Origin of the sequence: Dactylosporangium sp. NPDC048998, assembly GCF_043197855.1 — a bacterium.
Lineage (GTDB): Bacteria > Actinomycetota > Actinomycetes > Mycobacteriales > Micromonosporaceae > Dactylosporangium.
In genome coordinates this window covers 1-19,083 of sequence record NZ_JBICTV010000023.1, presented here as the reverse complement: position 1 = coordinate 19,083, position 19,083 = coordinate 1, and the positions used below count along the sequence as shown (strand labels likewise).

At 71.7% G+C, this 19,083-nt stretch carries 20 protein-coding genes and 1 pseudogene; 10 read left to right on the top strand and 11 right to left on the bottom strand.

Features of this window, described 5'->3' with window-relative positions:
- Positions 1-14: 14 nt before the first annotated feature.
- Positions 15-200: a hypothetical protein gene (locus ACGFI8_RS34810; protein WP_392811110.1), complete on the top strand. Its 186-nt coding sequence runs from the start codon at positions 15-17 to the stop codon at positions 198-200.
- Here the strand turns inward: ACGFI8_RS34810 and ACGFI8_RS34805 are convergent.
- From ACGFI8_RS34805 to ACGFI8_RS34785, 5 genes are all read right to left on the bottom strand, one after another.
- Positions 178-714 carry a hypothetical protein gene (locus ACGFI8_RS34805; RefSeq protein ID WP_392811109.1) on the bottom strand — a complete coding sequence of 179 codons (537 nt, stop codon included), beginning with the start codon at positions 712-714 and terminating at the stop codon, positions 178-180. The two genes, ACGFI8_RS34810 and ACGFI8_RS34805, sit on opposite strands and share 23 nt — an antisense overlap.
- The gene (locus tag ACGFI8_RS34800; RefSeq protein WP_392811107.1) at positions 715-1,500 is read right to left on the bottom strand and encodes an ABC transporter permease; all 786 of its coding nucleotides are present in this window, start codon (positions 1,498-1,500) and stop codon (positions 715-717) included.
- Positions 1,501-1,505: 5 nt separating this feature from the next.
- Entirely contained in the window at positions 1,506-2,312 is an 807-nt protein-coding gene (locus ACGFI8_RS34795) for an ABC transporter permease (protein WP_392811106.1), read from the bottom strand.
- Positions 2,309-3,316, bottom strand: a complete 1,008-nt coding sequence (locus ACGFI8_RS34790; RefSeq protein WP_392811105.1) for an ATP-binding cassette domain-containing protein — start codon at positions 3,314-3,316, stop codon at positions 2,309-2,311. The genes ACGFI8_RS34795 and ACGFI8_RS34790 overlap by 4 nt, the downstream gene beginning before the upstream one ends.
- 65 nt (positions 3,317-3,381) lie before the next feature.
- The gene (locus ACGFI8_RS34785) at positions 3,382-3,978 is read right to left on the bottom strand and encodes a MerR family transcriptional regulator (protein WP_392811104.1); all 597 of its coding nucleotides are present in this window, start codon (positions 3,976-3,978) and stop codon (positions 3,382-3,384) included.
- A gap of 235 nt (positions 3,979-4,213) precedes the next feature.
- Here ACGFI8_RS34785 and ACGFI8_RS34780 point away from each other — a divergent pair, with 235 nt between their 5' ends.
- From ACGFI8_RS34780 to ACGFI8_RS34765, 4 genes are all read left to right on the top strand, one after another.
- Entirely contained in the window at positions 4,214-5,362 is a 1,149-nt protein-coding gene (locus ACGFI8_RS34780) for a cellulose binding domain-containing protein (protein ID WP_392811102.1), read from the top strand.
- Between the two features lie 236 nt (positions 5,363-5,598).
- Positions 5,599-7,764, top strand: a complete 2,166-nt coding sequence (locus ACGFI8_RS34775) for a discoidin domain-containing protein (RefSeq protein WP_392811100.1) — start codon at positions 5,599-5,601, stop codon at positions 7,762-7,764.
- A gap of 96 nt (positions 7,765-7,860) precedes the next feature.
- Positions 7,861-8,898 carry a LacI family DNA-binding transcriptional regulator gene (locus tag ACGFI8_RS34770; protein ID WP_392811098.1) on the top strand — a complete coding sequence of 346 codons (1,038 nt, stop codon included), beginning with the start codon at positions 7,861-7,863 and terminating at the stop codon, positions 8,896-8,898.
- Positions 8,899-8,975: 77 nt separating this feature from the next.
- Positions 8,976-10,133: a CehA/McbA family metallohydrolase gene (locus ACGFI8_RS34765; RefSeq protein WP_392811096.1), complete on the top strand. Its 1,158-nt coding sequence runs from the start codon at positions 8,976-8,978 to the stop codon at positions 10,131-10,133.
- Positions 10,134-10,139: 6 nt separating this feature from the next.
- Here ACGFI8_RS34765 and ACGFI8_RS34760 read toward each other — a convergent pair whose 3' ends face one another.
- Entirely contained in the window at positions 10,140-10,508 is a 369-nt protein-coding gene (locus ACGFI8_RS34760) for an MTH938/NDUFAF3 family protein (RefSeq protein ID WP_392811094.1), read from the bottom strand.
- Positions 10,509-10,655: 147 nt separating this feature from the next.
- Here ACGFI8_RS34760 and ACGFI8_RS34755 point away from each other — a divergent pair, with 147 nt between their 5' ends.
- On the top strand, positions 10,656-11,534 hold the full coding sequence (locus ACGFI8_RS34755) for a TIGR03560 family F420-dependent LLM class oxidoreductase (protein ID WP_392811093.1): 879 nt from the start codon (positions 10,656-10,658) through the stop codon (positions 11,532-11,534).
- Here the strand turns inward: ACGFI8_RS34755 and ACGFI8_RS34750 are convergent.
- A complete protein-coding gene (locus ACGFI8_RS34750) occupies positions 11,521-12,387 on the bottom strand; it encodes an SAM-dependent methyltransferase (protein ID WP_392811091.1) in 867 nt (288 codons plus the stop codon). The two genes, ACGFI8_RS34755 and ACGFI8_RS34750, sit on opposite strands and share 14 nt — an antisense overlap.
- A gap of 63 nt (positions 12,388-12,450) precedes the next feature.
- Here ACGFI8_RS34750 and ACGFI8_RS34745 point away from each other — a divergent pair, with 63 nt between their 5' ends.
- The 3 genes from ACGFI8_RS34745 (at position 12,451) to ACGFI8_RS34735 (ending at position 16,497) form a co-directional block, all read left to right on the top strand.
- Positions 12,451-13,491 carry a LacI family DNA-binding transcriptional regulator gene (locus ACGFI8_RS34745; RefSeq protein ID WP_392811089.1) on the top strand — a complete coding sequence of 347 codons (1,041 nt, stop codon included), beginning with the start codon at positions 12,451-12,453 and terminating at the stop codon, positions 13,489-13,491.
- Positions 13,492-13,628: 137 nt separating this feature from the next.
- Positions 13,629-15,824 carry a carbohydrate-binding protein gene (locus ACGFI8_RS34740; RefSeq protein ID WP_392811087.1) on the top strand — a complete coding sequence of 732 codons (2,196 nt, stop codon included), beginning with the start codon at positions 13,629-13,631 and terminating at the stop codon, positions 15,822-15,824.
- A 91-nt stretch (positions 15,825-15,915) separates the two neighbouring features.
- Complete coding sequence (locus ACGFI8_RS34735; protein ID WP_392811085.1) at positions 15,916-16,497, top strand: hypothetical protein; 582 nt, start codon at positions 15,916-15,918, stop codon at positions 16,495-16,497.
- Here ACGFI8_RS34735 and ACGFI8_RS34730 read toward each other — a convergent pair.
- From ACGFI8_RS34730 to ACGFI8_RS34715, 4 genes and pseudogenes are all read right to left on the bottom strand, one after another.
- Positions 16,479-17,087 (bottom strand): amidohydrolase family protein, encoded by a 609-nt coding sequence (locus ACGFI8_RS34730; RefSeq protein ID WP_392811083.1) that lies wholly within the window; start codon positions 17,085-17,087, stop codon positions 16,479-16,481. The two genes, ACGFI8_RS34735 and ACGFI8_RS34730, sit on opposite strands and share 19 nt — an antisense overlap.
- Positions 17,088-17,200: 113 nt before the next feature.
- Positions 17,201-17,485: pseudogene (locus tag ACGFI8_RS34725) on the bottom strand (PrpF domain-containing protein); the annotation flags it as partial.
- A 31-nt stretch (positions 17,486-17,516) separates the two neighbouring features.
- Positions 17,517-17,801: a hypothetical protein gene (locus ACGFI8_RS34720; RefSeq protein ID WP_392811082.1), complete on the bottom strand. Its 285-nt coding sequence runs from the start codon at positions 17,799-17,801 to the stop codon at positions 17,517-17,519.
- Positions 17,798-18,133 (bottom strand): hypothetical protein, encoded by a 336-nt coding sequence (locus ACGFI8_RS34715; protein ID WP_392811080.1) that lies wholly within the window; start codon positions 18,131-18,133, stop codon positions 17,798-17,800. Before ACGFI8_RS34715 ends, ACGFI8_RS34720 begins: the two co-directional genes overlap by 4 nt.
- Before the next feature lie 289 nt (positions 18,134-18,422).
- Here ACGFI8_RS34715 and ACGFI8_RS34710 point away from each other — a divergent pair, with 289 nt between their 5' ends.
- On the top strand, positions 18,423-18,809 hold the full coding sequence (locus ACGFI8_RS34710) for a hypothetical protein (protein WP_392811078.1): 387 nt from the start codon (positions 18,423-18,425) through the stop codon (positions 18,807-18,809).
- Positions 18,810-19,083: the final 274 nt, after the last annotated feature.

The window sequence follows — 19,083 nt, the reverse complement described above, 5'->3', positions numbered from 1 at the left end:
TGCCGGTCGTCGTCATGCCCGGCAGAACCGATGTCCGATGCGTCCGGTACCGCGGCGTCGCGGCGCGCACCGACGTGCTGCGCGCCGAGGCACTGGTCACGTTCCGTGAGCGCGGCGCCCGCGACGACGCGGTCGTCCACAACGGCGGCGGCCGCGGCCCCGGCCCCGTGCGGGCGGTCAGGTCCCGGCGCGGGTGGTGAGCCAGCGCTCGACGCTCGTCGTGTAGGCATCGAGGAGGCGGGCCTCCGTGCGGTGGGTCGTGATCAGCTCCGTCGCGGCGGCGGGGGAGTGGCCGCGCAGGCGCAGCACCGCGTAGGCGAGCATCGCCGAGCGGTGGCGGCCCTGCTGGCAGTGGACGAGCACGCGCGCCGCCGGGTCGGCGTCCAGGACCGTGGCGGCGAACTCGGCGGCGGGCGACCAGCGGCCCGGGGGCTGCGGGCGGCCGTGGTCGTGCATCGGGGCGTGGGCGACCGCGGCCGCGCCGAAGATGGCGCGCTCCACGGCCAGGTCCTGCGAGATCCAGGTCTGCGGGCCGGAGCGGCAGTTGACCACGTGCGTGACGCCCTGGCCGGCGAGGCGGCCGATCGTCGCGGCGGTGGGGACGCTGCCGACCGCGACGCGCTCGTCGCCGATCCAGGTCAGCCAGGTGGTGTCGCGGTCGGGGCCGTAGAGGCGGGTGACCAGGCCGTGGTACCGCCGCCGCCACCGCGACATCTAGTTGCCCGCGCTCTCGTAGCGGCGCAGGCCGCGCGAGAAGATCCAGCCGCTCACGACCAGACAGTACGCCGCGACGAGCGGGGTCAGCAGCCCCACCCACGCCCGGCCGTGGCCGAGCAGGAAGCTCACCGGGAAGAAGCTCACGAACGCGAACGGCAGGGCGAAGCCCAGGGCCGCCTTCAGCGCGAGCGGGTAGACGGAGATGGGGAACCGGGCGAGATCGCCGGCCTGGTGTACCGCCATCGCGAAGAGCGGGCCGGGGCTCTGCATCCAGAAGGCCGCCGCGTTGGTGGCGAGGTTGATGGCCACCTTGATGGCGATCGCGGACAGGACGACCACGACGCCGAGCAGCATACGGGCGAGCGACCAGTCGACGTCCACATGGGACAGTGCGGCGCCGAGCATGAGGCCGCCGGTCACGATGTTGCTCAGGCCGTTGATGCCGATCTGCATGCTGCTGACCTGCAGGACGATCGGGTACGGCCGGACGAGCATGTAGTCGAGGTCGCCCTGGTTGATCTGCCAGGCGATGTTCCACATGCCCTCGAAGAACAGTGAACCGACGCCCTCGGCGATGGCGACCATGGCGAACATCGCCACCACCGCCCAGAACGACCAGCCGTTGATGGCCGGAACCTTCGCGAAGACGGCCGACAGGAAGGCGATGTTGACGACCTGCATGAGGGCCGTGCCGACCATCATGATCCAGAAGTCGCCCTCGTACTCCAGCAGCGAGCGCAGGTGCGCGCCGAGCAGGCGGAAATAGAGCCGCAGCAGCCGCATCGTTGTCAACCCCCGTGTACCGTGAGCTGGCGTAGCGCCCGGCCGAACAGCGCGCGGGCGGCGAACCACAACAGCAGCAGCCAGGCCAGCTGGGCGCCGACGAGCAGCAGCGCGTGCCGGCCGGAGGCCTGGCCGACGAAGATGAGCGCCGGCGTGGAGGTCAGGCCCGCGAACGGCGACCACTGCGCCGCGGTCGCCAGCCAGCCGGGGAAGTACGCCAACGGGACCAGGGCGCCCGACAGCAGCGCCGTGATCGCCTGGCGGGCCCACAGCACGCCGATGAAGTTCTGGGTCCAGAAGCAGGTGAGCGTGCTGAGGTACACCACGACGAACTTCAGCGGCACCAGCAGCGCCATGGAGGCGGCGAACAGCGCGAGCTCCGGCCCCGGCGGCAGGTCGGGCACGCCGCCGGCCAGCATCGACACCCCGGACACCAGGGCGACGACGGCCAGCTCGATCCAGACGCCGCCGACCGTCTCCCACAGCCGGGCGTGCTGGTAGTCGACGGGCTTGACGAGGTCGAGCGCGACGAGCCCGGAGCGGATGCGAAACGACATGCGGAAGTCGACGAACGTGCCCACGAGCGCGCCGGAGGCGAACGCGACGAGCAGGTAGCTGCGCATGTGCGGCCAGTCGAAGCCGCCGACCTGCGCGGCCCCGCCGTCGCCGAGCAGCACCCGCCAGACCGCGAGCAGCGCCACCAGCTGGAAGCCGACGCCGCCCAGGGAGAGCAGGAAGCTGCCGCGGTACGCCAGGGCGGACAGGGCCGCCGCCCGCGCGTGCGCGCGGTACGCCCTCATGCTCGCCCTCACGCCCGCTCCAGCTGCAGCTCGCCGGAGTAGACGCGGCGGATGACGTCCTCGATGGACGGCTCGTCGACGTGAAAGTCGACCAGGTTGGTCAGCGGCGCGAGCGCGGTCACCGCCAGTCCCGCCGTCATGGCGAACCGGTCGAAGCGCACCGAGAACTGCGTCGGCGTCTCGCCGGGCTCGACCACCGCGCCGGGCAGCGCCGCGCGGACCCGCTCCAGCGGCAGCGCCGTCTCGGTCTCCAGATTGAGGATCCGCTCGCGGGCGAAGGCGTCCTTCACCGCGTCGAGGTCGCCGTCGAAGATGATGCGGCCCGAGTCGATGATGACCAGCCGGCGGCAGAAGCCCTCGATGTCGCCGAGGTCGTGGCTGGTCAGCATGACCGTCGTGCCCTCGTCGCGGACCGTGCGGAAGAACTCGCGGACCCGGTCCTTGACCGCGAGGTCCAGGCCGATCGTGGGCTCGTCGAGGTAGACCACCGGCGGCGCGTGCAGCAGCGCGGCGGCGAGGTCGGCGCGCATGCGCTGGCCCAGCGACAGCTTGCGCCCGAGCACCGGCAGCACCTCGTCGAGGCCGAGCACCTCGTCGAAGCGGGCCAGGCGCTTGCGGTACGTGCCGTGGTCGATGCCATAGATGTCGCGCAGCACCGCGAGGGACTCCGACACCGGCAGGTCCCACCACAGCTGGGTGCGCTGGCCGAAGAGCACCCCGATGCGGTGCGCCACCGCCGTGCGGTCCCGCCGCGGCGACAGCCCGTCGATGCGCACCTCGCCCGAGGTCGGCACCAGGATGCCGCTGAGCAGCTTGACGGTCGTCGACTTCCCGGCGCCGTTGGGCCCGACGTAGGCCACCGCCTCGCCGGCCTCGATCGACAGGTCGACGTGGTCCACCGCCACCTTGTCGGTGAACCGGCGGGTGAAGAGGTGTTTGACGGCCCCCCGCAGGCCCGGGTCCTTCTCCGGCCGGCGGAAGACCTTGGTCAGTTGTCGTGCCTCCACGAGTGCCACGAGGGTCGAGCCTGGCAAAGCCGATCGATGCCCGCAACGTTTTTTCGGGGGTCGAACAAACCCGCTCAGGCGTCGGACGGGAACAGCGCCCCCGTGCTGCTCCGGAGGCGGCGGTGCAGCTCGGCCCGTTCCTCGGGGGTGAGTTGCTCGTGGTGGTGCCGGCGGCTCTCGGCCATCTCGGCGAGCTCCTCCCGCGAGAGCCCCTCCGTCATGCGGCGGCGGTGCTCGTTGAGCTCCTGCAGCTTCTCGGGGGTGAGCGGGCGTTGCATGGTGACCATCCCTTCGATGACGTCGACGAGCGTCGCGGCCGGCGGCTCGGCGGCCTCGTCGAGCGCCCGGAGCACGCCGCGCAGGTCCCGCTCGAGCCGGCGCGCCACCGTGATGCGCGCCTCGACCTGCGCCAGCTGGCGGCGGACCAGTTCGCGCGGGTCGTTGCCGCCGGCCAGCACCCCGGCGATCTCGCCGAGCGACATGCCGAAGCCGCGCAGCGCGAGGATCCGGTGCAGCCGCCGCACGTCGTCCGCCGTGTACCGCCGGTGCCCGGCGCCGTTGCGCGAGGACGGCCGCAGCAGGCCGATCTCGTCGTAGTGGTGCAGCGCGCGCACCGTGAGGCCGGTGCTGCCGGCGAGCTCACCGACCCGCCAGGTCCTGCCGTCGTCCACGGCTTCGACGCTACGACCTCACGCGGCGCGGGGCGCACGCCCGCGTTTCGGCGTGTCAACATTTCGATGTTTCGACCAGGCTCGGGCGCAGGCTGCAGCGGTTCAGCGCGAATACGGCCGGGAGCGGGCCCTGTAAGTTTCCGGGATCTTGCGGTACAAAATCCGCCAAAACGCACCTGTGGCGCGCCTCCCTTCCATCCAGCACTCATGGTGCTCGATGGAAGGGAGATCACCCATGAGGAGAAGATTCAGAGCCGGGCTTGTCGCGCTCGGGCTCCTGGCGGCCACCGGGGCCGGCGTCCTGCTGACCACCGGTGCGGCGCACGCCGACACGACGATCTGCGAGAAGTACGGATCGACGACGATCCAGGGCGGCCGGTACGTCGTGATGAACAACGTCTGGGGTACCACCCAGCCGCAGTGCATCAACGTGACGAGCACCGGCTTCAGCATCTCGCAGGCCAACCACAACGTGCCGACGAACGGGGCGCCCGCCTCGTACCCGGCGGTCTACTACGGCTGCCACTACGCGAACTGCAGCTCCGGCAGTATCCTGCCGCTGCGGGTCAGCGACTCCCGCTTCGCCGGCATCCAGACCAGCGTGAGCATGAGCTTCCCCGGCTCGGGGCAGTGGGACGCGGCGTACGACGTCTGGTTCGACCCGACCGCGCGCACCGACGGGCAGAACACCGGCGCCGAGATCATGGTGTGGGTCAACCACGCCGGCGCGCCGCAGCCGGTCGGCTCGAAGGTCGCGACGGTGAACCTCGCCGGCGCCACCTGGGACGTGTGGTTCGGCAACACGGGCTGGAACGTGGTCTCGTATGTGCGCAACCCGGGCGCCGGCTCGGCGAGCTTCGCGCCGGCCGCCTTCTTCAACGACGCGGTGTCCCGCGGCTACGCCCAGAACAGCTGGTACCTCACCAGCATCCAGGCGGGCTTCGAGCCCTGGACCGGCGGGCAGGGCCTGGCGGTGAACAACTTCAGCGTCACGACCGACGGCACCCCGCCGACCACGCCGCCGGTCACGACGCCGCCGGTTACCACGCCGCCGGTCACGACCTCGCCCACGAACCCGGGCGGCGGCACGGGCAAGTGCAGCGTCACCTACACCAAGAACGACTGGGGCAACGGCTTCACCGCCGACATCAAGGTGACCAACACCGGCACCGGCACGCTGAACGCGTGGACGGTCGGCTGGAAGTTCTCCGGTAACCAGGTCATCACGAACTCGTGGAACGCGACGGTGACCCAGTCGGGCACGTCGGTGACCGCGAAGAACCTCTCGTACAACGGCACCATCGCGCCGGGCGGCTCGACGACCTTCGGCATCCAGGCGACCTACTCGGGCTCCAACCCGGACCCGAGCTTCACCTGTTCCTGACGCCTCAGGTAGGAGTGGGAGCGGCCACGGCCGCTCCCACTTTTTGCGTTCTCGGAGAGCGCTCCCGCGCTGCGTCGGGCCGCTGGGCTCAGGGTGCACCTGGCTCCACCTGGTCTGGAGAGCGCTCTCCCATTCCGGCGCAGCCATTGACAGGGGTAGACCGAGGGCTCATTGTGGCTTTCTGAGAGAGCGCTCTCTCACCCCGCCGTAACACCCCCGCCACGAAGGAGTCATCCATGGACTGGTCGGTCTCCGCCCCCGGCCATCGATCCGCCAGATCCGTGTCGAGCCGCCGCACCCTGCGCTACGGCGTCATCGCGCTCGCGGTGGCCGCCATGCTGTGTGCGTACATCGTCACGGTCGTGACCCGCGCCAACGCCGCCGAGACCCTGCTGTCGCAGGGCAAGCCGACGACCGCCTCGTCCACGGAGAGCGCGGCGACCCCGGCCGCGAGCGCCACCGACGGCGACGCCGGCACCCGCTGGTCCAGCGCCTTCTCGATGCCCCAGTGGCTCCAGGTCGACCTCGGCTCCCAGCAGTCGATCACCCGGGTCGCGCTGAACTGGGAGGCGGCCTACGCCACCGCGTTCACGATCCAGACCTCCAACGACGCCACCAACTGGACGAGCATCTACTCCACGACCACGGGCGCCGGCGGCAACGTGAGCCTGCCCGTGACGGGCAACGGGCGCTACGTGCGGCTCAACGCCACGGCGAAGGCCACGCAGTACGGCGTGTCGCTGTGGGAGTTCCAGGTGTTCGGCGGCTCCGCGCCCGGCGGCTGCGGCACCACCAACGCCGCGCAGGGCAAGCCGGCCACCGCCTCCTCGACCGAGAACGCGGGCACCCCGGCCTCGGCCGCGGTCGACGGCAACCTCGGCACCCGCTGGTCCAGCGCGGCCGGCGACCCGCAGTGGCTGCAGGTCGACCTGCAGTCGGTGCAGCAGATCTGCGGCGTCACGCTGAACTGGGAGACCGCCTACGCCACGGCGTTCTCGATCCAGACGTCCACCGACGGCAACACCTGGGCGACGATCTACAGCACCACCACGGGCACCGGCGGCGTGCAGGACCTCAGCGTCACCGGCAGCGGCCGCTACGTGCGGATGAACGGCACCGCGCGGGCCACGCAGTGGGGCTACTCGCTGTGGGAGTTCCAGATCCGGGTGGGCGGGGTGCCGTCGACCACCAACGACACCCCGACCAGCCCGAGCGCCTCGCCGACCAACTCCGGCAACTCGGTGCTGCTGTCGTACAACAAGCCGGCCGTCGCCTCCACCTGGCAGAACGACGCCAACTGCAACCCGTGCTCGCCCGACAAGGCGTTCGACAACGACCCCGCCAGCCGCTGGGCGACGAGCCCGGTCAACGGCTGGGTCGACCCGGGCTGGATCTACGTCGACCTCGGCGCCCAGGCCCACATCACCCAGGTCGTCCTGCAGTGGGACCCGGCCTACGCCGTGTCGTACCAGATCCAGACCTCCAACGACGCCACCAACTGGACCAGCATCTACAGCACCACGACCGGCAAGGGCTTCAAGGAGACCCTGAACGTCAACGGCAACGGCCGCTACGTGCGGATGTACGGCACGCAGCGCTCCAACGGCTACGGCTACTCGCTGTGGGAGTTCAAGGTGTACGGCACCGGCGGCAACCCGGTGCAGCCCCCGGCGCCGCCGGCCGACCCGATCTTCCCGGCCACCAACCTGGTCTGGAGCGACGAGTTCAACTCCGGCACCAACATCGACACCTCCAAGTGGACGGTCGACCCGGGCACCGGCCAGAACGGCGAGATCCAGTACTACACCAACCTGCAGAACACCAGCATCCAGAACGGCTCGCTGGTCATCGAGGCCCGCAAGGAGACCCAGGGCGGCCGCGACTACACCTCGGGCCGCATCAACACCAGCAACAAGTTCTCGCTGCAGTACGGGCGGGTCGAGGCCCGGATCAAGGTGCCGAAGGGCAACGGCCTGTGGCCCGCGTTCTGGATGATGGGCGCCGACTTCCTGCAGGGCCGCCCGTGGCCGTACAACGGCGAGATCGACATCATGGAGATCCTCGGCAAGAGCACCACGGACGTCTACTCGACGCTGCACGCCCCCGCCTACAACGGCGGCGGCGGCTACGGCCAGAAGCTGACCACGGTCGACCTGTCGCTGGACTACCACGTGTACTCGGTCGAGTGGGACAGCAAGCACATGACGTTCCGCGTCGACAACCAGGTGATCCTCGTGGCCAACAAGGACACCGTCGAGGCGACCCGGGGCCCGTGGGTGTACGACCACCAGTTCTACATCATCCTCAACCTGGCCGTGGGCGGTGACTTCCCCGGCCCGATCGACGCCTCCACGCCGTTCCCGTCGCGGATGTACGTCGACTACGTGCGGGTCTACAAGTAAGTTCCTCCTCCAGAACCGGCCGCGGGTGGACGTGACATGCGGATCCGTCCACCCGCGGCTCCTCATCGCATCGGGGCACGATCTACCGTGGCATCCATGACGGGCAGCGACTCGCGACCGCCCACCCTCGAGCAGGTCGCCAACTACGCCGGGGTGTCACGCGCCACGGTCTCCCGGGTCATCAACGGCGTGCAGACCGTCGACCCGGAGCTTCGCCGGACGGTCGAGCGGGCCATCGCCGCGACCGGGTACGTGCCGAACCTGGCCGCCCGCTCGCTGGTCACCCGGCGGACGGACTCGATCGCGCTCGTCGTGTCGGAGCCGGAGAACCGCGGGTACTCCACGCCGTTCCTGACCCGGATGTTCACCGACCCGTTCCTGGGCCGGGTCACCGCCGGCGCGCAGGAGGTGCTGCGGCCGCTGGGCATCCACCTCGTCATCTTCCTGGCCGACCCGCCCGCGAGGCCGCATCTGCTGCGGTACCTGCGGCAGGGCCACGTCGACGGGGCGCTGCTCATCTCCAGCCACGTCGACGACCCGCTGCCCGGCCAGCTCGTCGAGCTCGGCGTGCCGGTGGTGCTGTCCTGCCGCCCCGGGCACCCGGTCAGCATCAGCTACGTCGACGTCGACCAGAGCGCCGGCGTCCGGCTGGCCGTCGACCGCCTGGCCGCGCTCGGCCGCCGCCGCCTGGCCACCATCACCGGCCCGCTCGACATGCCGGCCGCGCAGGACCGCCTGGCCGCCTTCGAGACGGCCGCCCGGGCCAACGGCCTCGAGCCGTCCCACGTCGAGGGCGACTTCACCCGCTCCGGCGGCGAGCGCGCCGCCGCCCGCCTGCTGAGCGAGCTGCCCGACGTGGACGGCGTCTTCGTCGCGAACGACCTCATGGCCGACGGCGCGCTGCGGGTGCTGCAGGAGGCCGGCCGCCGGGTCCCCGACGACGTGGCGGTCATCGGCTTCGACGACAGCACCGCGGCCCTGGAGTGCCACCCGCCCCTGTCGACGGTCCGCCAGCCGGTCGAGGAGATGGCCGGCGAGATGGCGCAGCTGCTGCTCACCCGCATCCGCGAGCCGAACCGCTCGCCGCGATCGGTCATCTTCAACCCGGAGCTGATCCTGCGCGCCTCCGCCTGATGACATCCGGTAACCGGCTGGTGCGGGCGTTCGAGTCGCTGCGCGACCGGCGGTACCGTTAGTGGTTCCTCGGCCAGGTGTTCGCCGCGTCCGGCACGATGACCTCGGCGGTCGCGCAGTCCTGGCTCGTGCTGCAGATGACCGGCAGCGCGATCGACATCGCGCTGATCACCGCGCTCACGTTCCTGCCGACGCTGCTCGGCGGCGCTTGGGCCGGCGCCCTGGTCGACCGCGTCGACGTGCGGCGGCTGCTCATCGCCACGAACGTCGTCTTCGCCGCCCTGGCCGCGGCGCAGGCCGCGCTGATCGCCGCCGGAGACATCCGGCTCTGGATGCTGTTCGCGTTCGCCGCGCTCAACGGCGCCGTGTTCGCGCTCGATCAGCCCGCGCGGCAGGTGTCATCGACGGCGCCTTGGCTGGGCCCGCCTAGCGGAGCTTCCGGGGCCAGTCTTGGCGTAGAGGAGATCACCACCCGCAACGGGCACTTCACCGCGCTCGGCCTGCCGGCCGGGACCTGGATCGACTGGCGGTACCGCGCGGTCGACGGCGCCCTGGCCCGCTTCGTGCAGCAGATCCACCGCGCCGGCGGCCTCGCGGTCGCCGCGCACCCGCTCGCCACCTGCGTCGCGTGCGGCTGGAAGTTCGGGTACGCCGGCCTCGACGCCGTCGAGGTCTGGAACGGCCCGTGGACGCTCGACGACGAGGCCGTGCTGGCCAACTGGGACAACCTGCTGGTCGCCTCGGTGCGCGAGCGCGGCCACGACGACGCCTGGCTCCCGGCCGTGGGCGACAGCGACGCCCACAGCGAGCCGCAGGTCGTCGGCCTGCCGCACAACGTGGTGTACGCCGAGGGCCTCGACCGCCGCGCCATCCTCGACGGCGTGCGCGCGGGCCGCCTGTGGATCGCCGAGTCGGCCGCCGTCGACCTGTCGTTCACGGCCACCGCCGGGGGCCGCAGCGCCGGCATCGGCCAGCGCCTGCGGGTCGCCGAGGACGTGCCGGTGACCGTGACGCTGCAGGTGAGCGGCGCACCCGGCTGCGCGGCCCGGTTCATCACCGACCAGGGCCAGCGCCTGGCGACGATGCTGCTGGCCGAGGGCACGGCGACGGTGACGTGGACGACGACGGCGCGCAACGCCCGCTACGTGCGGGCCGAGGTCCGCCGCCAGCAGCCCACCCCGACCACGGCCGACACGATGGTGGCCCTGACCAACCCGATCTTCCTGGGGTCCTGACCTCGATCAACAGGTGGAGTGGAACAGGCCGCCGACCGGGGCGGTGGGGATCAGGTCGTTGTAGATCTCCACCGCCTCCGAGGTCTCCGCGACGTGCACCTCCACGCCGCCTGCGCGCAGCAACTCCAGCGTCGCCGGGGCGACCTCCAGGCGCTCCTCCATGCCGCGCGACAGCACGACCGTCGTCGCGCCCGCGACCAGCAGTTCCTCGACGTCGGCGGGCTGGATGCCGGGGGAGTGCCGCGTCCCGGTCTCGCCCCAGTCCCACTCGCGGGCGCCGCCGGGCCAGGCCTTGAGGTCCTTCACCGCGCCGAGGTCCTCCGCGACGATCGTTCCCCAGACCACCGAGAGGATTCGGGGCGAACGTTGGAGCATCGGGCGTACACCATCCTTCGCGACGGCAGGAGAAGGGGCGTGCTCGACCCACGCTACAGCCCGACCCACGTTACAACCCCCCGCCGAGGCCGGAGCCGCACCGCAGGGTGACCGACGCAGGCCGTCCGGTCGCGGTATAGAGGAGGCATGCGACTTTCGATCTGGCCCGGCGCCGGACAGCGGTACGACGAGATCCTCGAGGTGGCCCGGCACGCGGAGGCGACCGGGTGGGACGGCGTCTACGTCGCCGACCACTTCATGGCCAACGACGCGCCCGGCCGCGACCCCATGGCCCCGATGCTGGAGTGCGGCACGCTGCTCGCCGCGCTCGGCGCCGCAGTGCCCCGGGTCCGGCTCGGCAGCCTGGTGTACGGCAACACGTACCGCCACCCGGCCGTGCTCGCCAACATGGCCGCGACCGCCGACCACGTGACCGGCGGCCGGTTCACCCTCGGCGTCGGGGCGGGCTGGCAGGTCAACGAGCACGAGCAGTACGGCATCGAACTGCCCCCGGTGAAGCGGCGGCTGGACCGGTTCGTCGAGGCGCTGGAGGTGCTGCACGGCCTGCTACGCCGGCCGCGGACCACCTTCGAGGGCGAGTACTACCGGCTCACCGACGCCGTCTGCGAGCCCAAGCCGGTCCAGGACCCGCTGCCGATCCTCATCGGCGGCGGGGGCGAGCGGCGGATGCTGGGCATCGTCGCGCGGTACGCCGACGTCTGGAACACCTGGGGCCACCCGGGCGTCATCGCGCACAAGTCCGCGGTCCTCGACGAGTTCTGCGCCGCGCAGGGGCGCGACGCGAAGGCGATCGCCCGCACGGCCCAGGCCCTCGTCGTGGTCGACGGCCCGCTGCCGGAGATGCCGATGCCCGTCATCGGCGGGTCGCCGCAGGCGCTGGCCGACGCGATCGCCGAGTACCGCGGGATCGGCCTCGACGAGCTCATCGTCCCCGACGGCCTGCTCGGCAAGGGCGCCGACCGGCTCAAGGCGATGGACACGATCCTGTCGCTCACCCGCGGCTGAAGCGCAGGAAACGGTAGTTCAGCACGCCGTTGAGCAGGCACCGCTGCAGGGCGTCGCCGCCGGAGAGCATCCGCCAGTACTCGCCCCGCGGGCGCAGGGGGCGGCCGGCGGCGACCACGGCGGCGATGAACCGGTCCCGCGGCCGCCGCAGCTCCAGGTGCGGGGTGAGGTCCAGGTCGTCCTCCAGGGTGAGGCCGTGCCCGGCCGCGGCGGCGCGGACCCGCTCCACGGTCAGCAGCGAGCCGACCCGCCAGCCCTCGCGGAACTCGGCCAGGCGGCGCGCGGCGCGCGGCGTGAGGGTGGGCGAGTCCGCCGCCGGGGTGAGGAAGTCGTCGCAGACCAGCAGGCGGCCGCCCGGGCGCAGGGTGCGGGCGGCCTCGCGGAAGTACCCGCCGGCGTCGGGGCTGTGCAGGAACGCCTCGATCGAGAAGACGAGGTCGGCCGAGCCCGCGAGGTCGTCGGGGACGTCCAGGTAGTTTCCCTCGCGGCAGCGGACCCGGCCCGCCAGGCCGGCCCGGGCGAGCAGCCGGGTCGCGCCCTCGGCCTGGCGTGGGCTGATCGTCAGGCCCTCGCCCCGGATCGGGGCCCGGCCGGCCAGGTACATCAGGCTGGCCCCCAGCCCGCAGCCCAGGTCCACGACCAACGGCTCGGCCGTGCCGTCCGCGCCCCTCAAGCCCTCCGGCAGCGCCGCCAGGATCAGCTCGTCGACGTGGTGGAACGCCTCCGCCCGGCTCGTCACGCCCGGGCCCCACACCGCGCGGTGGATGGACGCCCCGCCCTGGCCCAGCTTGTCGAACGCGGCGGTGTTGCGGTCGTAGTAGCGCCGGACGAGGTCGGCGTGGCTGACGGTCACACCTGATGTACTGCCAAAACGGCGGAACGGTTCAACGCGGCGCGCGGGTTACGCTGTCGGTCGATGAAACACGGCAGTGAAACAACGCGCGTCACGATCCGGGACGTCGCCGCCCAGACCGGCCTGTCGATCGCGACCGTGTCGCGGGTCCTCAACGGCCGGGCCAACGTCGCGCCGCAGACCCGCGACCGCGTGCTGCAGGCGATGGGCGGCCTGGGCCAGCGCGGGCCGCGGCGGCGGGGAGCCGGCGTGCCGAAGGCCGACAGCGGGGTCTACGTGCGCTGCCCGTACGTGCTGACGGACTACTTCGGCCTCATCGTCTCGGCGATCACCGAGGCGCTCGACGTGCACGGCATGCATGCGGTCGTCGACGCCGGGGAGTCCGCCTGGCGGCGCACCGGGGTGCTGCCCACCCTCGCCGCCTGGCCCCAGGTCACCGGCGCGATCCTGATCCTGCCCCCGGAGCCGGAGGAGGAACTGGAGCGGCTGCGCGACCATGGGTTCCCGTTCGTCGTGGTCGACCCGCGCACCGCGCCGCCGCGCAACATCGCCGCGGTGTCGGCGGCCAACTTCGCCGGCGCCCGGCGGCTCATGGCGCACCTGGTCGAGCTCGGCCACCGCCGCGTCGGCGTGCTCGGGGGCCCGATGGACTGGATGGCGATGAGCGACCGCCTGGCCGGCTACACCGCCCCGCTGGTCGGCGTCGGCGTCTACCCGGCGCCCGAGCTGGTACGCACGGTGTCCGACCCGACCGTGGAGGCCGGCCGCGCCGCCGCCGCCGAGCTGCTGGACCGGCCGGACCGCCCCACGGCGCTGGTCGCCTTCAACGACAAGATGGCCGTCGGGGCGCTGCAGGCCGCGGCCGAGCGCGGCATCCGGGTGCCGCACGACCTATCGGTGGCCGGGTTCGACGACATCGACGTCAGCCGCGCCACCCACCCGGCCCTGACCACGGTCCGCCAGCCGCTGGGCGAGATGGGGCGGATGGCGGTGAGCCTGCTCAGCCGGATGCTGACCGGCCACGAGCTGGACGCGCTGCACGTCGAACTGGCCACGGACCTGGTCGTCCGCGGCTCCACGGGGCCGGCGCCGGCCGCCGTTTGACGCGTGTTTCATAAACAACTTCCACCAAGACTCGAAAAAAGTTACAGCGATTCATTGACATGCGCCTGTCACGACGTGTTTTCTAGCGGTACCCCACCACCCCGCCAGTGGATTCACGCACGTCATCAGGGGAAGCCATGCGACGCATCATCACACTGACCTCAACCGCATTGGTCTCGCTCTTCGTCGCGACCGCGCCCGCCACTGCGGCACCGGCGCACCGCGGCGAGGTGGTGACCGGCACCTACTCGACCGGCGCCGCACACGCCTGGCAGCCGCTGCCGGCGGTCCGGGTCGGGGAGGGGCCGGCCACCTCGGGCAGCACCGCCGACGTCACGGTCGTCGTCGATCCGAGCCGGACCGGGCAGCGGTACGCCGGGATCGGCTTCTCGCTCGACGAGACGAGCGTGTCGAACCTGTGGAAGCTCACGCCGCGGCAGCGCGAGGACGCCGTCCGGCTCCTCGTCGACCCCCGCACCGGGGCCGGGCTGAACCGCTTCCGGCTCACCATCGGCAGCCCCGACCTCATCGAGCACCTGCCGTTCTGGTCCGAGGACGACCTGCCGGCCGGCGTCACCGAGGACTTCGGCCTGAAGTACTTCTCCATCCAGCGCGACGTCGACCTGCACATCATCGACACCATCAAGCTGATCCAGAAGTACAACCCCCGGGCCACGTTCTTCGCCTCGGCCTGGAGCGCCCCGGCGTGGATGAAGACGAACAACAAGTTCCTCGGCGAGGTCGCCCTCAAGCCGGGCAGCACCACCGACCACTACCAGGTCGGCAAGCTGCGCGACGACTGCATCGACGTCTTCGCCCGCTACTACGCGAAGTTCGTCGAGGCCTACGCGCGCCACGGCATCCGCGTCGACGCGCTGACCCTGCTCAACGAGCCCGGCATGGACGTGGTCTACCCGGCCATGGACATCAGCGTCGAACAGCAGCAGAAGCTCGCCGTCGCGATCAAGCGTTATCTGCCGCGGGATGTGCAGCTGTACATCCACGACTTCAACTTCTGGGACTGGCGCGACCCGAACAGCACGCAGACCAAGAACTACTACCGCATCCTGAACGACCCGGCGGCGCGGCGGGCCGCGGACGCGATCGCGTTCCACCCCTACTGGGGCGACCCCACGGTGATGCGCGACGCCTACGAGCAGACCGGCAAGCCGGTGCACATGACCGAGACCAGCGACCTGTCGCCGGCCACGATCCTGAGCTACTTCCGGCTCGACGCCTCCTCCTACGTGCTGTGGGCGCAGGCGACCGACCAGGACGGCGGCACCCTGCACTGGACGCCGCTGCGGGACAACAACGTCGACTGGGACCAGATCGCGGCCACCACGAAGTGGCCCGACCGGCTGGTGAAGGTCGACACCACCTCCCGCACGTACTCGGTGCGCGACGAGCTCTACGCCATGGGGCAGTTCGCGAAGTACCTCGGGCCGCAGCACACCCGCGTCGAGTCCAGCGCCGCTTCCGGCGGGGTGAGCAACGTCGTGTTCCGTGACGGCGAGGACTTCGTCGCGATCGTCGGCAACGCCAACGCCGCCGAGCGCACGGTGCGGTTCGTGCTCGCCGGGAAGCAGTTCGTGGAGACGGTCCCGGCCGGGGCGTACGCGACGTTCCGCTGGCACGCCGACCTGCCGCGCCCGCGCGGCAACCACGCGCCGGTGCTCGCCGCGGTGCCGGACGTGGTCGCCGACCAGTACACGACCACGACGTTCCGCCTGCGGGCCACCGACCGCGACCGCGACGCGCTCGCGTTCTACGCCGCCGACCTGCCCGACGGGGTCACCGTCGACGCCACGACCGGTCAGGTCAGCCTGCATCCGACGACCGCCGGCGGCCTGGACCTGAAGTTCCGGGTGACCGACGGCGCGGCGAGCGACGAGGTCGCCGTGCACGTCACGGTCCGCCCGCACGGCGCGCCGATCGGTGAGAAGGTCGAGGCCGAGGCGTACGTGGCCGAGCACGGCTGGACCGACGGCGGGGCGAACTTCGTCGAGAACAACCCGGCGGCCAGCGGCGGCAAGAACGTGGGCTGGACCGCGCCGGGCAACTGGCTGCAGTACCGCCTCGACGTCGCCCAGGCGGGAACCTACGACCTGGAGTTGCGGGTCGCCAACGGTACCGGCGCCGATGCGGCGAACGCGATCACCTTCCGTGACGCGGGCAACCAGGTCCTCGCCACGGCGTCGGTCCCCGACACCGGCGGCTGGGGTGCCTACCGGTCGGTGCACGCCACGGTGACGCTCCCGGCCGGCGACCAGATCGTCACGGTGTACTGCGAGACCGGCGGCTTCAACCTGGACTACTTCCGCCTGTCCTGATGATTCGAGGGTCGCCGGCCGCGGGACAGCGGCCGGCGACCAGGTCTTGTACCGTCTCACGTCGCGGATCGACCCAACGGGAGGACTGGGCGTGGATCTCAACGGTACGGGCGGCGACGTGCTGCTCCTGTTCTACATAATCGGCGGCCTCGCCACGATCGGTAGCGGCCTGCTGCCGGGCAGCAAGATCGGCTGGCGGGTGTTCAGCATCGTGGCCGGCCTGGTCATGACGATCTGGGCCGGCTGGGTGCTGCTGTTCGGCGGCTGGATCCTCATCAGCTTCAAGGTTCTGATCATGCCGGTGCTGCTGGTGATCCGGGGCGTGCGGGCCGCGTTCAAGCGGCGCGACGAGTCCACGCAGCCGCAGTTCCAGGGCGCGCCGCAGGTCCCGGGCGCGCCGGCCTTCGCGCCGCAGCCCGGTCAGCCGCAGCCCGCTTACCCGCAGCCTGGTCACCCGCAGGCCCCGTACGCGGCGGCGCCGGTGCAGGGCGGTTATCCGGCACCGTCCGCGCCGCAGGGCCAGCCCGGTTACCCGGCACCGCCGGTCCAGCCGGTTTACCCGGCACCGCAGGTTCAGCAGGGCTATGCGGCACCGCCGGTTCAGCCGGGTTACCCGGTGCCGCAGGTTCAGCCCGGGTACCCGGCCCCATCGGTTCAGCCGCCCACGGCGTAGCGGGGGTAGCCGCGGCGGGCGTTGTGCTCGTAGACCTTGGCGCGGGTCTCGTCGCCGAGATTCAGGGCCTCGACATAGCGCCGGGTGTCGTCGAAGTGTTGGCCGGTCCGCGGGTCGATCCCGCGGACCACGCCGACCATCTCCGAGCCGAAGAGGATGTTGTCCGCGTCGACGACGGCGAACAGCAGCTCGATCCCCGGCCGGTGGTAGACGCAGGTGTCGAAGAAGACGTTGCCCAGCAACGACTCCTCGACCGGCGGGCGGCCGAGCATGTCGGCGAGGCCGCGGAAGCGGCCCCAGTGGTACGGCACCGCGCCGCCGCCGTGCGGAATCACCAGCCGCAGGCCGGGGAACTCGGCGAACAGGTCGGCCTGCAGCAGCTGCATGAACGCGGTGGTGTCGGCGTTGAGGTAGTGCGAGCCGGTGGCGTGGAAGTTACGGTTGGTCACCGCCGAAACGTGCACCATCGCCGGCACGTCCAGCTCGGCCATGGCCTCGGTCGCGGAGCCCTCGGTGCCGGTGAAGGCGAGCACCACGGGCCCGGCGGTGCCGGGCACCCCGGCGATCGCGACGTCGCCGCGGTACTCCACCCGCCCGCCCGGGGTGCGGAAGGTGGCGACCGCGACGCTGCCGGAGTTGACATGCGGATGCGCACGCTCGTCTCCTCGTCGCCGGCCGGCACGAGCCCGCGCTCGACCGCGAACGGCCCCACCCCGGCGAGGATGTTGCCGCAGTTCTGCCGGTCGCTGACGGTGGCCTCGCCGACGCCGAGCTGGAGGAACAGGTAGTCGACGTCGGCGTCCGGGTGCCGCGAGGGGCCGACGACGGCGACCTTGCTCGTCAGCGACGTGGCGCCGCCCAGGCCGTCGATCTGCCGCGGGTCGGGGGTGCCCATCAGGCGCAGCAGCAGGTCGTCGCGGTCGGCCGGGTCGGCGGGCAGGTCGGCGGGCTCGAAATACAGGCCGCGGGAGGTGCCGCCGCGCAGCATGGTGCAGCGCACGCCCGCCGCGCCGTAGCCGTCAGCCATTGCAGTGGTACTCGTCGTAGCTGACGTACTCGATGCCGAGGCCCGGCAGGCGGTCGCGCAGGCCGTAGCGGTCCAGTCCCAGCTCGCCGTCGGCGAACGCGGCGCGGCTGGCCGCCTCCTTGTCCACGCGGGCCTGCGCGGCCACCAGTGCCCGGTCGACGTCGGCGCGGGGCACGATCATGACGCCGTCGTCGTCACCGAGGATGACGTCGCCGGGATGTACGGTCTGGCCGCCGAGCACGATCGGCAGGTTCACCGAGCCGGCGGTCGCCTTCACCGTGCCCTGCGCGCTGATCGCCCGGGACCACCGGGAAGCGCATCTCGCGCAGCGCGGCGACGTCGCGCACGCCGGTGGCCAGCACCACGCCGCGTGCCCCGCGACACTGCGAAGAGCTCGCCGAACAGCCCGTCGGTGGACGGCGCGGCGGTGGCGACCACGAGCACGTCGCCCGGCCGGCACTGCTCCACCGCGACGTGGATCATCAGGTTGTCGCCGGGCCAGCACAGCACGGTCACGGCGGTGCCGCCGACCTGCGCGCCGGGCCACGCCGGGCGGAACTCCGGCCCGAGGTAGCCGGCCCGCCCGAGCGCCTCGTGCACGGTGGCCACGCCGAACCCGCCGAGCCGCTCGGCCGCGGCGATGTCCGCCCGCGGCGGCCCGTCACGACCACCGTCCTCGTCATGGCCTCCTGCCTAGGCCGTCGCCGTGGGTTGTCAACAATCCGGCGAGCGACGCACATATGCACTTGAAGTGCTGGAGGACGATTGTCAACAATTCTGGCGCCTATCTTGTCTGGCCGATCTTCGCAAGGCCCACCGGCGCCCGGGGGAGCTTCGCGGGGCCCCCATCCGGGACGCGAGGTGAGCGTCCGTCGATCTCGGCGCTAGGGTTGCGGGCGTGATCCTGGCGCTGCTGCTCGACCTGGCCAACATCGCCGGCGGGTTTCTGCTCGCCGCCGGCCTGCTGCGCCGCCTGCCACGGGTCGGCGAGGACCTCGGCCGCTTCGCCGAGCGCGCCGCGCCGTACGGCTGGGTGGTGGGCATCGTCGCGCTCGCGGTGGGCTGCGCCTATCTGCTCACGCACCTGCTGGCCGGGCCGCGGGTCTTCCACTTCGAGATCGTGGGCATCGGCGTGGGCGTGGCGCTGCTGTGGGAGCGCCTGACCGGCCGTCAGAGGCCCGCGCCGAGCGGCACCGAGGCGCCGACTGGCGCGGCGCTACTGCTGGCGGTGTTCGGCATCATCGCGATCCTGGTCGGCCTCCAGGGCCTGTTCACGCCGGACTGATCACCCACGCCGGTCACTCACGCCGCGGGTTGTGGGGTGGTGTTTCGTCGACTCGTGGTTGGCTTGGTCCGAGTTCGTATCGTCGTCCGTCGGGTCGGATGATCCAGATCCAGCCGGTGTGTGGTCCTCGGAGGAGTTGCCAGCCGCGTTCGTGCATGCACACGTGGTGGTATCGGCACAGGAGTACGAGGTTGTCGATGTTGGTTTCGCCGTGGTCGCGGATCCATTGGCGTAGGTGGTGGCTGTCGCACCAGTTGGCTGGTATGCGGCAGCC

Bases quoted from the DNA above. Each gene is read 5' to 3' on its own strand.
- ACGFI8_RS34800 (WP_392811107.1), bottom strand. From the start codon at position 1,500: ATGCGGCTGCTGCGGCTCTATTTCCGCCTGCTCGGCGCGCACCTGCGC.
- ACGFI8_RS34805 (WP_392811109.1), bottom strand. From the start codon at position 714: ATGTCGCGGTGGCGGCGGCGGTACCACGGCCTGGTCACCCGCCTCTAC.
- ACGFI8_RS34755 (WP_392811093.1), top strand. From the start codon at position 10,656: ATGCGACTTTCGATCTGGCCCGGCGCCGGACAGCGGTACGACGAGATC.
- ACGFI8_RS34740 (WP_392811087.1), top strand. From the start codon at position 13,629: ATGCGACGCATCATCACACTGACCTCAACCGCATTGGTCTCGCTCTTC.
- ACGFI8_RS34770 (WP_392811098.1), top strand. From the start codon at position 7,861: ATGACGGGCAGCGACTCGCGACCGCCCACCCTCGAGCAGGTCGCCAAC.
- ACGFI8_RS34780 (WP_392811102.1), top strand. From the start codon at position 4,214: ATGAGGAGAAGATTCAGAGCCGGGCTTGTCGCGCTCGGGCTCCTGGCG.
- ACGFI8_RS34810 (WP_392811110.1), top strand. From the start codon at position 15: ATGCCCGGCAGAACCGATGTCCGATGCGTCCGGTACCGCGGCGTCGCG.
- ACGFI8_RS34760 (WP_392811094.1), bottom strand. From the start codon at position 10,508: ATGCTCCAACGTTCGCCCCGAATCCTCTCGGTGGTCTGGGGAACGATC.
- ACGFI8_RS34775 (WP_392811100.1), top strand. From the start codon at position 5,599: ATGGACTGGTCGGTCTCCGCCCCCGGCCATCGATCCGCCAGATCCGTG.
- ACGFI8_RS34745 (WP_392811089.1), top strand. From the start codon at position 12,451: ATGAAACACGGCAGTGAAACAACGCGCGTCACGATCCGGGACGTCGCC.